At 70.7% G+C, this 15343-nt stretch carries 15 protein-coding genes; 9 read left to right on the forward strand and 6 right to left on the reverse strand.

Annotated features, from left to right (window positions below; genetic code table 11):
* Positions 1-83 precede the first annotated feature (83 nt).
* Complete coding sequence (locus tag ACFV2X_RS01990) at positions 84-1076, reverse strand: aldo/keto reductase (RefSeq protein ID WP_385610069.1); 993 nt, start codon at positions 1074-1076, stop codon at positions 84-86.
* 131 nt (positions 1077-1207) lie between these two features.
* Between ACFV2X_RS01990 and ACFV2X_RS01995 the strand changes: the two genes are divergently transcribed.
* The gene (locus ACFV2X_RS01995) at positions 1208-1810 is read left to right on the forward strand and encodes a TetR/AcrR family transcriptional regulator (protein WP_385610072.1); all 603 of its coding nucleotides are present in this window, start codon (positions 1208-1210) and stop codon (positions 1808-1810) included.
* A 49-nt stretch (positions 1811-1859) separates the two neighbouring features.
* Here ACFV2X_RS01995 and ACFV2X_RS02000 read toward each other — a convergent pair whose 3' ends face one another.
* The 4 genes from ACFV2X_RS02000 to ACFV2X_RS02015 all read right to left on the reverse strand — a co-directional run bounded on the left by ACFV2X_RS02000 (position 1860) and on the right by ACFV2X_RS02015 (position 6429).
* Complete coding sequence (locus tag ACFV2X_RS02000; RefSeq protein ID WP_385610075.1) at positions 1860-3050, reverse strand: MFS transporter; 1191 nt, start codon at positions 3048-3050, stop codon at positions 1860-1862.
* A gap of 42 nt (positions 3051-3092) precedes the next feature.
* On the reverse strand, positions 3093-4286 hold the full coding sequence (locus tag ACFV2X_RS02005) for an NAD(P)/FAD-dependent oxidoreductase (RefSeq protein ID WP_385610401.1): 1194 nt from the start codon (positions 4284-4286) through the stop codon (positions 3093-3095).
* A 35-nt stretch (positions 4287-4321) separates the two neighbouring features.
* Positions 4322-5587, reverse strand: a complete 1266-nt coding sequence (locus ACFV2X_RS02010; RefSeq protein ID WP_385610078.1) for a cytochrome P450 — start codon at positions 5585-5587, stop codon at positions 4322-4324.
* 188 nt (positions 5588-5775) lie between these two features.
* Positions 5776-6429, reverse strand: a complete 654-nt coding sequence (locus tag ACFV2X_RS02015) for a TetR/AcrR family transcriptional regulator (protein ID WP_385610082.1) — start codon at positions 6427-6429, stop codon at positions 5776-5778.
* A 263-nt stretch (positions 6430-6692) separates the two neighbouring features.
* On the opposite strand from ACFV2X_RS02015, the gene ACFV2X_RS02020 reads away from it, so the two are divergent.
* Together ACFV2X_RS02020 and ACFV2X_RS02025 are read left to right on the forward strand one after the other, a co-directional pair.
* Positions 6693-7934 carry a cytochrome P450 gene (locus tag ACFV2X_RS02020; protein ID WP_385610085.1) on the forward strand — a complete coding sequence of 414 codons (1242 nt, stop codon included), beginning with the start codon at positions 6693-6695 and terminating at the stop codon, positions 7932-7934.
* 92 nt (positions 7935-8026) lie between these two features.
* Positions 8027-8224, forward strand: a complete 198-nt coding sequence (locus ACFV2X_RS02025) for a ferredoxin (RefSeq protein WP_385610403.1) — start codon at positions 8027-8029, stop codon at positions 8222-8224.
* 96 nt (positions 8225-8320) lie between these two features.
* On the opposite strand, the gene pdxA is transcribed toward ACFV2X_RS02025, so the two are convergent.
* Positions 8321-9334: a 4-hydroxythreonine-4-phosphate dehydrogenase PdxA gene (pdxA, locus tag ACFV2X_RS02030; RefSeq protein WP_385610087.1), complete on the reverse strand. Its 1014-nt coding sequence runs from the start codon at positions 9332-9334 to the stop codon at positions 8321-8323.
* Between the two features lie 470 nt (positions 9335-9804).
* Here pdxA and ACFV2X_RS02035 point away from each other — a divergent pair, with 470 nt between their 5' ends.
* From ACFV2X_RS02035 to ACFV2X_RS02060, 6 genes are all read left to right on the forward strand, one after another.
* A complete protein-coding gene (locus ACFV2X_RS02035) occupies positions 9805-10785 on the forward strand; it encodes an aldo/keto reductase (protein ID WP_385610089.1) in 981 nt (326 codons plus the stop codon).
* A gap of 91 nt (positions 10786-10876) precedes the next feature.
* The gene (locus ACFV2X_RS02040; protein WP_385610092.1) at positions 10877-11662 is read left to right on the forward strand and encodes an HpcH/HpaI aldolase/citrate lyase family protein; all 786 of its coding nucleotides are present in this window, start codon (positions 10877-10879) and stop codon (positions 11660-11662) included.
* A complete protein-coding gene (locus ACFV2X_RS02045) occupies positions 11662-12615 on the forward strand; it encodes a phosphoglycerate dehydrogenase (protein ID WP_385610095.1) in 954 nt (317 codons plus the stop codon). The genes ACFV2X_RS02040 and ACFV2X_RS02045 overlap by 1 nt, the downstream gene beginning before the upstream one ends.
* Positions 12616-12768: 153 nt before the next feature.
* A complete protein-coding gene (locus tag ACFV2X_RS02050; RefSeq protein ID WP_385610098.1) occupies positions 12769-14196 on the forward strand; it encodes an Nramp family divalent metal transporter in 1428 nt (475 codons plus the stop codon).
* A gap of 112 nt (positions 14197-14308) precedes the next feature.
* Complete coding sequence (locus tag ACFV2X_RS02055) at positions 14309-14716, forward strand: hypothetical protein (RefSeq protein WP_385610102.1); 408 nt, start codon at positions 14309-14311, stop codon at positions 14714-14716.
* A 127-nt stretch (positions 14717-14843) separates the two neighbouring features.
* Complete coding sequence (locus tag ACFV2X_RS02060) at positions 14844-15332, forward strand: hypothetical protein (RefSeq protein ID WP_385610104.1); 489 nt, start codon at positions 14844-14846, stop codon at positions 15330-15332.
* The last annotated feature ends 11 nt before the right edge of the window (positions 15333-15343 follow it).

The following is a 15343-nucleotide window of genomic DNA, read 5'->3' on the forward strand; positions in this document are numbered from 1 at the left end:
CTTGCGCGTAGCTCGCACGGGGGACAGACCGGTGCCCTGCCCGCGTGACGACGGACGCGGACCCAGTACGCGTCCGCCACCGCTCACCAGGCATACGCCTCGGGTGCGGGCTTCGCCCCGTTCGGTGCGGGCGGCGGGAAGGTCTCGTCCAGCTTGGCGAGGGTGTCGTGGTCGGGGGTGATCTCCAGTGCGCGCAGGGTGCCGTCGAGCTGTTCGACGGTCCGCGGTCCGACGATCGGCCCGGTCACTCCGTCCTGGGCGAGCAGCCACGCCAGGCCGACGTGGGCCGGGTCCTCGCCGAGGTCGGCGCACAACTTCTCGTATGCCTCGACCGCTTCCCGCCGCTCGGCGAACGCCGCGGCCCACAGCCCCGAGCCGCTGCGGCCGGTCAGCCCCTCACGCTGCTTGCGGAGAACACCGCTGAGCACTCCGCCGTGCAGCGGCGACCACGGGATCACGCCCAGCCCGTAGTGGCGCGCGGCGGGCAGCACCTCCAGCTCGGCCCAGCGGCTCATGAGGTTGTAGATGGACTGCTCGCTGACCAGCCCGAGGAAGTGCCGCGACCGGGCGGCCTCCTGCGCCTGCGCGATATGCCAGCCGGCGAAGTTGGACGAGCCGAAGTAGAGCACCTTTCCCTGCTGGCGAAGGACGCTGAACGCCTCCCAGATCTCTTCCCACGGGGTGTCCCGGTCGATGTGGTGCATCTGGTACAGGTCGATGTAGTCGGTCTGCAGCCGCTTCAGTGACGCGTCGACCGCGCGCCGGATGTGCAGCGCGGACAGCCCTCTTTCGTTGGGCCAGTCCCCCATCGGCAGGTAGACCTTGGTGGCGAGGACGGTCTTCTCGCGCCGGCCGCCGCCCTGGGCGAACCACCGGCCGAGGATCTGCTCGGTGAGGCCTTCACCTTGCTGCGCGCCGTACGAGTTGGCCGTGTCGAAGAAGTTGATGCCGTGCTCATGCGCATGGTCCATGATCGCGCCGCTGTCCTCTTCGGACGTTCGCGACCCGAAGTTCATGGTGCCGAGGACGAGCCGGGACACCGAGAGGCCACTGCGGCCCAGGCGGGTGTACTCCACGTGCTCCAACCTTTCAGGAGATGTCACTAGTCGCGCCATATTCGCGTCAGGCAGGACGCGATGAAGATACGACTTGCAACATCGATGACGCAAGTATCCAGCGAACCGTGACGCTGCCGTATGCTTCCCCTATGAAGACGCAGAGGGAGTCGCCCCCCACCCGCAGCCGACCGTTGCGCGCGGACGCCGAGCGGACGATGACGGCGATCCTGGAGGCAGCCGAGCGCACCCTCAGCCGCGACCCCGCGGCCACGATGGAGCAGATCGCCGAAGCCGCCGGCGTCGCCCGCACCACCGTGCACCGGCGCTTCGCCACCCGGGAGGCACTGATCGACGCCCTGGCCGGGTGGGCCACCGAGCGGTTCGCCGCGGCGGTGGACGCCGCCCACCCGGACACGGCTCCACCGCTGGTCGCTCTCTACCAGACGACCGCGAACGTCCTCGGCGTCAAGGTCAGTTGGGGATTCGCGATGAGCCAGGCGTCCTCGGTCAACCCGGAGGTGGCGCGCGTCCACAGCGATGTACGGGACACCTGCGAGCGGTTGTTCCGCCGGGCCCAGGAGGCGGGTGTCCTGCGCGCCGACATCGACATCCCGTGGACCCGCCGCGTCTACTACGCCCTCATCCACGAGGCCGCGCAGAACAGGGCCGAGGAAGACACCGCCACCCTCGCGACGCTCGTCGTGGACACCCTGCTCCGCGGCGCGGGCACCCCCCACCCCGACCGGCTGTGAGGACGGCTACAGCGTCACCCTCCTGCCACCGTCCGGCAGGTCATGAGCCTCACCTCTTCGGATCGGCCGGTTCGGACGAGTCAAGGCTGGTCCGCAGCGTCACCGGCTTCAGGAGGACGGCCGCGACGATGCCCAAGGCCGCCACGGCGGCGCCGATGAGGAAGACGAGCCCGGTCGCGTCGCCGTAGGCGACACGGGCGGATTCCCCACCCTGCGCGGTCCGCTCGGCGACCTGCCGAGCCAGTACGGCGCCCAGAACCGTGACGCCGAACGTACCGCCCAGGGAGCGGAAGAAGGTGACCGTGGTGCTGGCCGTACCGATGTCCTTGAGGGGGACGGAGTTCTGCACGGCCAGCACGAAGTTCTGCATGGTCATACCGACGCCGAGGCCGATGCACAGCATCGCCGCGCTCATGAACACCAGGGACGTTCTGTGGTCGATGGTGCCAAGACCGGCGAACCCGGCCGTGAGCAGGACGGAGCCGACGATGACGAAGGGCTTGAGGTTCCCGGTCCTGCTGAGCAGCCGGCCCGCCAGGATGGAGGAGACCAGGATGCCGCCCATCATCGGAATGGTCAGCCGCCCCGCCCGGGTGGCCGTGTAACCGCGGCTGACCTGGAAGTACTCGCTGAGATAGACCGAGGCCGCGAACATGGCCGTACCCGCGGCGAGACTTCCCAGGATCGCGAGTACGGTGGTGCGCTGCCTGATGATCTGCAGCGGCACGATGGGCTCGGCGGCCCGTGCCTCCACCCACAGGGCGACGGACAGCAGGACCAGTGCCGCGACGGCCACCGGGAGGCTGATGAAGAAACACCACCGCCAGCCCAGCCACGAGGTGTCGACGATGAGACCGCCGAGCAGCGGACCGCCGATGGTGGACGGGGCCGTGACACTGCTGAGGTAGCCGCTGTACTGGCCGCGTTCGCGCGGCGGGATCATCGCGGCGGTGGCGATCTGGACCAGGTTCTTCTTGCTGAAGAGGTCTGCCAGCTTGCCCCCGATCGGGGTTGTGGCGGTCGTGCTGAGCAGCGTCGCGGTGACGACCCAGGTGTACTGCGTCTGTGTGCCGTGCAACGCGCCGATCATCCTCGGCAGCGCGGTGGACACCACCGTGCTGCTCAGTGTCGCGACGAACAGCGCGCTGAGCAGGCCACTGAGGGCGACCAGGACCTGCCGTTGGACCTTCGGTGGCCGTGTGCCCGCGGTGGCGGACTCGTTCACTGCGGCGGTGCTCATCGCGCGGGCTCCAGGCCGTCGACGGGTGGTCTTACGCGGCTGCTACCGCTCTCCTTCCGGTGTGCGCGTGGCGGGGTGGGGAGCGTGGTCGACGACGAGTTTCCGGTGTTTGCGCAGTTCACGGTGGCTGTTCCAGCCGAGCACTCCGACGACCTTGCCCTCGTGGCCGTACGCGGCGACGAAGCTGCGGTCGTCCGGGCTGCCGTGCACGATCGTCACGTCCGCGCCGTCGGGGAAGATGCCGTAGGCCTGGATACGGGCGTCGTACTGGTCGCTCCAGAAGTAGGGAACGGGAGCGAAGGGGCGCTGTTCGCCAAGGATGTCCGCGGCCACGGCCATGCCCTGTTCGGTGGCGTTGAGGCGGTGTTCGACGCGCATCCGCACACCGAAGTGCGGGTTGTGCCAGGACGCGACGTCCCCGGCCGCGTAGATGCCGGGGGCGGCCTGGCAGCGGGCGCCGCATTCCACTCCGTTGCCCAGGGGCAGTCCGGAGTCGGCCAGCCAGCCGGTCGCGGGTGTGGAGCCCACGGCGACCACGACCAGGTCCGCGTCGAGTTTCGTGCCGTCGGCGAGTTCGACGGCGACCACGCGGCCGGCGGAGTCCCGGAACCGGGCCACGCCGACACCCAGGCGCAGTGCGACCGAGTGATCGCTGTGCAGCTGTCCGACGAGTGCCCCGACCCGGTCGCCGAACTGCCGGCGCATGGGCACCGGCAGCGGGTCGACCAGCGTGACGTCCAGCCCCATGGTGCGCGCCACCGCCGCCACTTCGGCCCCCAGGAATCCGGCGCCGACCACCACGACCTTCGGCCGGGCCAGCAGGTGGGTGCGGAGCGTGAGGGCGTCGTCGAGCGTACGCAGGACGTGTACGCCTGCCAGATCGTCGCCGGGCAGTCGGCGCGGGGTGACGCCGGTGGCGATGACCAGGGCGTCGTACGCGAGGCGATCGCCGCCGTCCAGCAGGACCTTCCGCCTGACGATGTCCAGCCCGGTTGCACGGCGGCCGAGTTGGAAGTCCGCGTCCAGCCTGCCGATGGCCTGATCGTCACGCAGCCGCACCCGCTCCGGCTGCCAGGCGCCGGACAGGACCTGTTTGGACAGCGGCGGCCGGTCGTACGGCAGATGCGGCTCGTCGCCGACGAGGGTGAGGCTCCCGTCGTATCCCTTGTTGCGCAGGGCCTCGGCCGTGGCCAGTCCGGCGGCCGAGGCTCCTACGATCACCACATTCCTGAGCATCGACTGCATCGACTGCACCGGCGGGATCGACCGCATCACCAGGTCACCGGGAGCCGGTAGGCACCGTAGACGAAACCGTCGTGTTTGAAGGGGATCTCCGCCAGGTCCGCGGCCAGGGCCAGGGTCGGGATCCGCCGCAGGAGGGTGGGGTAGACGACCTGGAGTTCCATCCGGGCCAACGGCTGGCCCAGACACTGGTGGACCCCGAATCCGAAGGCCACATGGCGCCGGGCGTCGCGCCGGATGTCCAGCCGGTCGGGGTCGGGGAAGACCGACGGGTCCCGGTTGGCGATCTCGTTGACCGGGATGATGCCCTCGCCGGCGCGGATGACCTGACCGGCGATCTCGATGTCCGCCAGCGCCGCCCGGCGCTGCCCGCCGTGTGTGATGGTGAGGTAGCGCAGCAGCTCGTCGACCGCCGAGGCGATCAGCTTCGGATCCTCGGCGTCCCGGAGGAGGGCCAGTTGGTCGGGGTGTTGGAGCAGGGCCAGCGTGCCGAGCGTGATCATGTTCGCGGTGGTCTCGTGACCCGCGAACAGCATCAGCACCCCCATCTCGGTCGCGTCCTCCCGGGCCAGCTCACCGGCCTTGATCCGCTCGGCGAGCCCGGAGAGCAGGTCCTCGCGGGGCTGGGCCAGCTTCTCCCCCAGCAGTCCGTCCAGGTACTCGGACAACCGCCCGCGGGCTGCCGCACGCTCCTCAGCGGTCGTCTCCCGGTTGATGATGGTTTTGCTGTTGGCCTGGAAGAACTCATGGTCGTCGTAGGGCACGCCGAGCAGGTTGGAGATCACCAGCGACGGCACCGGCAACGCCAGCGCCTCGACCAGATCGACCGGCTTGGGGCCGGACAGCATCGTGTCGATCAGATCGTCCGTGATCTTCTGGGTGGGTGGCCGCAGCGCCTCCACCCGCTTGATGGTGAACGCGGACGTCACCATCCGCCGCAGCCGGGCGTGTTCGGGGTCGTCCATCAAGATGAAGCTGGTGCCGGTCGACCGCTTGCCCTCCTTCTTCAGGGCGTCGATCACTTTCACCTCCCCGGGGGAGAGCTTCGGCGCACCGGGCCGGAAAGGGTCCACGCTGACCCTCGGGTCGGACATCAGCGCCCGGTGTTCCTCCCAACTGGTGACCAGCCAGGCGAGGGTCCGGTCCCACAGCCGGATCCGCACCAGCGGGCCCTCCGCCTGCCGTGCCCGCATCGCGGGGGCCGGATCGAGCGGACACCGTGCGGACCTGACGATGTCGTACTCCGGGGTGTCCAGCGGGGTTCCACTCGTCGTGTTGCCTGCCGCACTGGTCACTGCTTCTCCTCGATCGTGGGGGGCGCTCGGGGGCTCGGGGGCTCGGAGATGCTCCAGCGAGAGATCGAACTCGACATCGCCGAGGACCAGGCAACACCAGCCGCGATGATTAAGTCAACCCGTTGATTTAATTTATGGCCGGATCCGACCCGCCCCACGAACGGACGCGCGCCGAACGGTTCGGCCGGTCAGCCCTCGCGCGTGAACGGCGCCTGCCACAGGGCGACGATGGCATCGATCAGACCATTCGCCGCCCCCTGCCAACTGGCCCTGGCCGTCGGCGCGTTGTCCGCAAGGGCACGCTCCCGCTCCGCGGACATCTGCGCGATCAAGTGACGCGTCATGGCCGCACGCTCGGCATGCACCTCGGCCGGCAGATCGGGCAGACAGCCCTCCAGCCCCTCCTGCAACCGCCGCATCGACGGCGACCCGGCCGCGAACTCCTCCACCGTGACGGCACGCAGCGCCGGATCCGCCGACACCTGGGCGATGAATCGCGCGTACCAGCTGGGCGCGCCCAGAGCCTCCAAGTGCTCGGTCACCGGACGGACCGCGCAGGCCACCCAGTCCCGCAGATCGGCGGACTCCCCCATCGCGTCCAGCATGCGCACACGGCCGACCTCCACCCGCTCCGCATGCCGACGGGCGATGGCGCGCACCAGGTCGACCTTCGTGCCGAAGTGATAGCTGACCGCGGCATTGTTGCCCTGCCCGGCGGCCTCGCTGATCTGACGGTTGGCGACCGCATGCACCCCGCGTTCGGCGAACAGCCGCTCCGCCGCGTCGAGGAGGGCCACCCGCGTCGCAGTGACCTGCTCGTCCCGTCTCGTCCTGTCGGCCATCGCCACCGCCACCTCGGGACATCGCGCCAGTCCGCGAAGGCCCGTCCCCCAAGCCACCGCGGATCCTCGACCAGGTCGGCGAGGTCAAACGACGAAAGCGTACGCAATGACCCGACCGATTCAGGCCACCTTCCCGTCCAGCCTCTCCCACGGGCGCGACCGTGGCGCGATCCCTATCCGCTTCCGCCGCACGCATGCGATACCGTTAAATCAACCCGTTGATTTAACACGCATGCCTCCCTTCCCCCACCGCGAGGAGTGACATGACGAACGCCGTTGAACACCCCGACCAGAACGACCCCATCGTCCGCCTGCCACTGCCCACCGACGGACCGCTGGACCCGCCGCCCGAATGGGAACTGCTGCGCGCACGGTGCCCGGTGGCCACCGTCGAACTCCCCAGCGGAGACACCGGCACCCTGCTGACCCGCTACGACCACGTCAAGGCCCTCCTGTCGGACCCCCGCTTCTCACGCCCGGCCCCCGAGGACGACAGCGCGCGGATCGCCCCGGAAGGAGCCGGCGGCGTGTCGACCAACAGCGGTATGTCGCTCTCGCTCCAGTCCAGGGGCGAAGGCCACCAGAGGTGGCGGCGGCATATGGGCAAGTACTTCACCGCCAGGCGTGTCACCGCGCTGCGCCCCGGTATGGAGGAGATGGCCGAGGCCCTGATCGACGCCATGGTCGAAAGCGGTTCGCCCGCCGACCTCAAGGCGGCGCTCGGCTTTCCGCTGCCGGTCTATGTGATCTGCGACCTGCTCGGCGCGCCCGCCGAGGACCGGGACCGCTTCTCCTACTGGTCCGACGCGTTTCTGAACGTCAGCCGCTACTCGGGGGCGGAGACCAGGGCGGCCCACGAGGACTTCGTGACGTATATGTCCGAGCTGATCGCGGCCAAGCGTGCCGAGCCCGGTGAAGACCTGATCAGCACGCTGATCGAGGAGAGCCGGGCGGAGGGCGAGGGGCTGACCGACCCCGAGCTCCGCGACACGGGTATGGCTCTGCTGGTCGCCGGGCACGAGACCACCGCGAACATGATCGGCAAGATGGTCGCCATGCTGCTGGCCGACCGCACTCGGTGGGACAGCCTGCTCGCCGACCCCTCCCTGATACGTACCGCGGTCGACGAGGTGCTGCGCTCGGACGCCAACCTGGGCGGCTACGGCGTCCGGCGCTATCTGACCGAGGACTACGAGGTGGACGGGGCGGTGCTGCCGGGAGGCACCACCGTCTTCTGCGGTCTGTCCGCCGCCAACCGCGACGAGCGGGCCTTCGCCGACCCGGACGGGATGGACCTCACCCGCAGCCCCAACCCCCATCTCACCTTCGGCGCCGGAGCCCACTCCTGCCTGGGCCAGTCCCTGGCCCGCACCGAACTCCAGGTCGTCCTGAAGGCCCTGCTGCACAAGCTGCCGAGCCTCGACCTGGCGGTACCGGTTGCGCGGCTGCGGCAGATCGAAGGACTCACCGTCGGTGGCCTGCGCGAGGTGCCGGTGCGATGGTGACCCGCCCCGCCGAAGCTTCCGTACGGACCGTACGGACCGACAACGCAGCCGAGGACACGGCCGAAAGGCCGACCCGGAAGAAGGGAGCGACCGTGAAGGTCACCGTGGACGAGGACAAGTGCTGCGCCGCCGGGAGTTGCGTACTCGCCGCACCGGATGTCTTCGACCAGCGCGAGGAGGACGGCATCGTCGTCCTCCTCGACGCCGAACCCGCCGAGGACCAGCATGCGGCCGTACGGGACGCGGCCGCCGTGTGTCCCGCCGCCGCCATCGCTCTGAGCGACGTATGACGCGCTGAACGCCTCCGGGGCAGGGCATCTTCGGACGACTTCCGCGGGTGCCTTGCCCCCTCGTGTTTCAGGCCACTTGTTTCAGGCCGCCTTGTTTCAGGCCCCCGGAGTGACCGGCACCGTGGCCATCTCGGCCGCCTGACGCAGCGCCTCGACCATACTGCCGGCCTCCGCCGTGCCCGTTCCGGCGATGTCGAACGCGGTGCCGTGGTCGACCGACGTACGGATGACGGGCAGGCCCACGGTGAGGTTGACGCCCGCCTCGATGCCCAGGACCTTGACCGGGCCGTGGCCCTGGTCGTGGTACATGGCCACGATCAGGTCGTAGTCGCCGCGGCCGGCCAGGAAGAAGGCGGTGTCGGCGGGCAGCGGGCCCCGGGCATCGACGCCCTCGGCGCGCAGCTTCTCCAGGGCCGGGACGATCTTCTCCTCTTCCTCGCCGTAGCCGAACAGCCCGTTCTCGCCCGCGTGCGGATTGATGCCGCAGACGCCGATGACGGGGTTCGGGGTGCCGGCGCGGACCATCGCCTCATGGCCGCGGCGTACGGTGCGCTCGACGAGGCCCGGCTCGATCCGGTTGACCGCGTCGATCAGACCGATATGCGTGGTGACGTGGATGACCTTCACCTTCTCGGTGGAGAGCATCATCGAGACCTCTTCGGTCCCGGTCAGGTGGGCGAGGAGTTCGGTGTGGCCGGGGTAGATGTGCCCCGCGGCGTGCAGGGCCTCCTTATTGAGCGGCGCGGTGCAGATGGCGTGCACCGCGCCCGCCACCGCGAGTGCGGCGGCCCGCTCGATGTACGCGTACGCGGCGCCGCCCGCGACCGGCGACAGCTTGCCCCAGGGCAGGTCGGCGGGGAGCAGGCCGAGGTCGACGACGTTGACGCGGCCGGGCGTGAACTCGGCGTCGCGCGGGTGATCGACCGCGGCGATCTCGCAGTCCAGGCCCAGGATGCGGGCGGCCTCGCGCAGCCGCTGTGCGTCACCGATGACAACGGGGCGGCAGCGGGTCAGAACGGCGTCGTCAAGGAGGGCCGCGACGACGACCTCGGGGCCGATTCCGGCACCGTCGCCCATGGTCACGGCGATGAGGGGGAGGGGGGTGGGCATAAGAGCAACTCCTAGACGGGAGGCGGGCGGTGACAGGTGCGCGATGTGCGCAACCGCGCCGGGCTCGGCGGCGCCCACGGGATCGAACCTCCTTGGGCACGTCCGGCGTGGGCGGCCCGGTTAGGATCATGACACAATTTGCGTGAAGCGCGCGAGACCTCTTGCGCGAATTACGCAGTCGTGCGAGCGTTCCCGTGGCGCCGACGGCCGTCACCCGCGGACCTCGTCGCCCTCGTGGACGCGGCGCGTACCGGCTTACACAGCTCATCGCGTCGCACTGGGCCGCAGCAGCGCATGGCCGGGAACCAGCGCGGCTGCCGGTCGAGGCCGCGTAGCCGCACGGCACCATCCGCGATGCGCACATCACGCATGAATTCGCGCATGGAATCGCGTATGGGACCCCTCGTGGGATCGCGCATCCGCAGCACGAGACCGCACCACCCGCACCACCCGCTTCGGAAGGACCCGCCGTGACCGTCGGCCTTGAACTCCCGCACGTCCCCGTCCCGCTGTCCCGTCTCGTGCTCGGCACGATGACGTTCGGCGACACCGCCGACCGCGCGACGGCCGCCGCGATGGTGGACGCCGCGCTCGATGCGGGCATCACCGGTGTGGACACCGCCAACGGCTACGCGGGCGGCGAGAGCGAGCGCATCCTCGCCGAGCTGCTGCCCGGCCGCCGCGACCGGGTGGTTCTCGCCACGAAGGCCGGCATCCCGCACCCCGACCAGGGCGAACACGCGCCACTCTCGCCCGAGGGCCTGCGCGCCGCGCTCGACGGGAGCCTCAAGCGCCTGGGCACCGACCACGTCGACCTCTTCTATCTGCACCAGCCGGACCGCAGGACACCCATCGCCGACACCCTGGCGACCGTCGCCGAGTTCGTACGGGCGGGCAAGGTCCTCGCCCTCGGCGTCTCCAACTTCGCCGCCTGGCAGATCGCCGAGCTGAACCGCGTGGCCGACGTGGTCGGCTGCCCCCGCCCCGTCGTCGCCCAGCAACTCCACAATCTCCTCGCGCGCCGTATCGAGGAGGAGTACACGGAGTTCGCCGCCGTCACCGGGCTGCACACGATGGTCTACAACCCGCTCGGTGGCGGCCTGCTCACCGGCCGCCACAGTTTCGAGCAGGCCCCGGCGGGCGGGCGCTTCGGCGACTCCAAGCTGGCCGCGATGTACCGCGAGCGGTACTGGAACGAGGATCTGTTCCGCGCCGTGACCGACCTCACCCGTATCGCCTCCGACGCGGGCCTGCCGCTGACCGACCTGGCCCTGCGCTGGCTGCTGTCGCGGCCCTCCACCGACGCGCTGCTGCTCGGCGGCTCCAAGGTCGAGCACCTGAAGGCCAATATCGCCGCCGCGGCCGCGGGCCCGCTGCCCGCGGACGTCCTGGCCGCCTGCGACGAGGTCGGCGCCCGGCTGCGCGGCCCGATGCCCGCCTACAACCGCTGACCTCGCAGCCCACCGCTGCACCTCGCCGCCCAGCACTGCACCTCGCAGCCCACTGCTGCACCTCGCCGCCCACCTCGCAATGGAGACACACATGGCCACCGGCCGCACGTCCGCCGAGTTCACCGCCGCGCTGCGCAATCGCGAGCAGCTGATCGGCTACTGGTCGCTGCTCGACTCGCCGATCGCCGCCGAGCGCCTTGCGCGTATCGGCTACGACTACCTGGCCTTCGACGCCCAGCACGGCCTCTTCGGCTACCAGGGCATGCTGAACAACCTCCTCGCCACCGACACCAAGGGCAGCACCGCCGTCGGCATGGTGCGCGTCGAGGCCAACGACCTCACGTACATCGGCAAGGCCCTCGACGCGGGGGCGAGCGCCGTGATCGTGCCGCTGATCGACAACGCCCAGGACGCCGCCGACGCCGTCGCCGCCGTCCGCTATCCGCCACTGGGCCGCCGCTCGTACGGCCCGATGCGCGCCCAGCTGCGTATCGGGCCGAACCCGGCCGATACGCACGATCAGACCGCCGTCCTCGCGATGATCGAGACGGCCGACGGCCTGGCCAACGTCGAGGAGATCTGCGCGACCCCCGGCCTGGACGGCGTCTACGTCGGCCCGTCCGATCTGCGCCTGGCCATCGGCGGCGCGACCTCCACCGACCCCGCCGTACAGGACGAGTTCGAGCAGGCCCTCACCCGCGTCCGCAAGGCGGCCGAGGCGGCGGGCATCGCGGCCGGGATCCACAACGCCGACGGCGCCGGCGCCGCCCGCCGCCTCGCCGAGGGGTTCACGTTCGCGACGGTCGCGGCCGATGTCGTGCATCTGCAGCAGATCGCGACGTCCCACCTTCAGGCGGCACGGGGCGGGACGCGCTGATGCCGACCACGCTCATCACGACGCCCACCTTCGCCCGGCATTCGGCGCGCCCCTGGCAGATCCTGGAGGACGCCGGGGCGGGTCCGCTGCGCCCGTACGAGGACGTGGCGCTGCCCACCGCCGAACTCTTCGAGTACGCGGCCGGTGCGGACGCGTTGATCGTTGGCATGGACCCGATCACGGCCGAGGTGATGGACGCCGCGCCCCGCCTCAAGGTGATCGCCAAGCACGGCGTCGGTGTCGACACCATCGACGTGGCCGCCGCCCACGCGCGTGCGATACCGGTGGTCTGCGCGCCGGGCAGCAACTCGCGTGCGGTGGCGGAGTACACCTTCGGCCTGCTGCTGTCCGCGACCCGCTCCCTCGCCGCCTCGCACACCGCGGTGGCGGCGGGCGGCTGGCCGAAGCTGTTCGGCCCCGAGCTGCACGGCAAGACGCTGGGCATCGTCGGCTTCGGCCGCATCGGCCGCCTGCTGGCCGGCTACGCCCGCGCCTTCGGGATGGAGTTGCTGGCCCACGACCCGTACGTCGCCGAGGCCGACGTCCGCGCGCACGGCGCCGAACCGGTCGCACTCGACGCCCTGTTGGTGCGCGCCGATGCCGTAGGCCTGCACACCCCGCCCGACCCGTCCGGCACCCCGCTGCTCGACCGCGCCCGCCTGGCGGCGATGAAGCCGGGCGCGATCCTGGTCAACGCCGCACGCGGCGGGCTCGTCGACGAACGCGCGCTCGCCGATCTGCTCGGCTCCGGACACCTCGGGGCCGCGGCCCTCGACGCGTTCAGCACCGAACCGCTGCCCGCCGACCATCCGCTGCGCGCGGCCCCGCGCACCCTCCTCACCTCCCATATGGCCGCCTGCACACCCGAGGCCAACCAGGCCATGGGCGCGATGGTGGCCGAGGACGTCATCCGCGTACTGGCGGGCGAGGAGCCGCACCACCAGGCGCGCTGAGACACCACAGCAGGCAGCCGCCGCGCGCTGAGACACCACGGCACGCAGACGCCACGGCACTGAGACACCGCGACACGCGCGCACAAGGCCCCCCCCCGCTGTCCCCATTCCGGATACCGGCGACGGCGCCGGCAGATCCCCTAAGGACCTGATATGGCCACCACGACCGACGGCACCACCGCGGCGCCACCACCCGCGCAGGCCGACCCGTACGCGCTGCGCGCCGAAGACGCCCGCCCGGCCCCCGTGACCTTCGGTGGCCGAGTACGCCACCTCGGCCCCGGTCTCGTGCTGTCCGCCGCCGTCGTCGGCTCCGGTGAACTGATCACCACCACCTCGCTCGGCGCCAAGGCCGGGTTCGCGCTGCTGTGGCTGGTGATCGTCTCCACTGCGGTCAAGGTCTGGGTGCAGATGGAGCTGGCCCGCTGGACCATCCTCAACGGCCGCCCGGCGCTCGACGGCTTCCGTGACGTCGGCCCCCGGATCGGTCGGCTGAGCTGGATCAACTGGCTCTGGATCGGCATGGACTTCGCCAAGATGTTCCAGCGCGGCGGCATCATCGGCGGCACCGCGGCGGCCTGCTCCATCCTGCTGCCGATCAACGGGGCGGCGCTGAGCACGTCCTCCCTGACCATCTGGGCCATCATCGTCACCGGTGCGGCCATCCTCATCCTGCAGACGGGCAAGTACCCCGTCGTCGAGCGGGTCGAGGTCATCGGCATCACGCTCAAGACCATCATCACCTTCGGCCTGGCGCTCGCCCTGCCGTTCACCGCCTTCGGATACGGCCCCGAGCAGTTCGCCGACGGACTGAGCTTCCAGATCCCCGCGGGCACGGTCGGCATCGCACTCGCCATGTTCGGCATCACCGGCGTCGGCGCCGACGAGATGACGACGTACACGTACTGGTGCCTGGAGAAGGGCTACGCCCGCTGGACCGGCCCCGACGACGGCACCGAGGAGCGCGCCCAGCGGGCCGAGGGCTGGCTCAAGGTCATGCGGCTCGACGTGGCCGTCTCCTGGGTCATCTGCACCATCTGCACCCTGTCCTTCTATGTGATCGGCGCCTCGGTGCTCCACCCACAGGGCCTGGTGCCCGAGGGCAACGGCATGATCACCACGCTGTCGCACATCTACACCGACACGCTCGGACCCTGGGCCGAGTATCTGTTCCTGGCCGGTGCGATCGCCGTCCTCTTCTCGGTCACCGTCGCCTCGTCGGCCAGTGTCCCGCGCCTGTGGACCAACACCCTCGGTCTGCTCGGAGTGATCAACTGGAAGGACATGCGCGTACGCACGCGCACCATCCGCATCCTCACCTGCTGTCTGCCCCCGGTGTGGATGTGCATCTTCCTGTGGGTCCAGTCCCCGGTCCTGATGGTGCAGATCGGCGGCATCGGCGGTGGCATCTTCCTGCTCGCGGTCGTGGTCGCGGTCTGGCGTCTGCGCTACACCGGCGTCCCGCCCCGCTTCCGCGCCAACCCCTGGCTGACCGCCGCCCTCGTCGTGAGCAGCGCGGCGATCCTGTTCCTCGGGGTGTACGGGGTGCTCGACACGCTCGAGCTCACGCCCGGCAGCTGATTCCGGCGCCCTCTGCACACCGCACACCACCCCGCCGCCCGCCCCGGCCCGGCCCCGACTCACGGGTCCGGCTCCGCCGGGGCGGGCGGCGGGGTTTGAGCGCCTGTCGCCGGTGGGGCGATTACTCCAGACCGACGCGGCCGGGGCGAGGTCCTGGTCAGCGGCGGCCGACTCCGAGCCGGCGACCTCCTACGGCCTCACCGACTTCCACCTCGACGAAGTCGCCACCAAGCGCGCCATGCTCGGCAACGCCGCGCACCGCTACGTACTGGCCGACTCGAGTAAGTTCGGCCGCACGGCCGCGCATCGCGTATGCGAGCTGAACGGCTTCGGCACCCTCATCACCGACCAGCCATGCCCGGCCGAACTGCGCACCGCCCTCGACCGCGACCGCCCGAGCCGCCGAACAGGGGCCCACAGCCTCCTCCCCCGCCCCCGGGAGACCCGAACCGGCCCGCACGCATCCGGGAATGGCCCCCGCTGTGGCGGATCCTGCGCCGCGTGCCGCCCCACTTGTTGATGCTGCTCGTACCCGTGCTGCTGATCCTCTCCCCCCTGCTGGCGCTCCACTCCTCGCCCGCACCGCCCGCCTCGTCGCCCACCGCATCTTCAGCGACAACGCCTCCGCCCGCGTGCACGACCCGGCTGTGGCCCGCGTCAAAACGCTCCGGACGTGGACGGCGGCCGCCCGACGACTGGCGACGCGGGCCACCCTGCGCGGCCCGCTGCGCAAACTCGCCTGTTTCCTGGGCACGCTGGCCCTCGTGCCCGCGCTCATCGCCGGCCTGGATCCGGCGAACCCCTCCCGAGCGGGCGGCTCGCTCGGCACATGGCTGGCCCTGGCATCCCTGGCGGCCTGCGTATGGGCGGTGTTCCTCTTCCTGTTCACCACGGCCGCCGTCGCACGGACCGGCTTCGGCACGGCCGACGTGCACCCCGCGCTCCCGGCCCTGCTGACCACCGTTCTGGTCTGGGAGTACGCGGCCCTCGGCGGACTGCCCACCGGACCGCCGGCGATCGCGTACGTGTTACTCATCGGCGGCCCGGCCACGGTGACGGCCATCGCGTGGTGGGAGATCCATCGGCTGCGGACCCACCACGGGGTGACGCTGCGGGGCGGCGCCCCGGCGGAATGACGTGCCGGCGA

The sequence above is a fragment of the Streptomyces sp. NPDC059679 genome (assembly GCF_042734105.1).
In the GTDB taxonomy this organism is placed as follows: Bacteria; Actinomycetota; Actinomycetes; order Streptomycetales; family Streptomycetaceae; genus Streptomyces.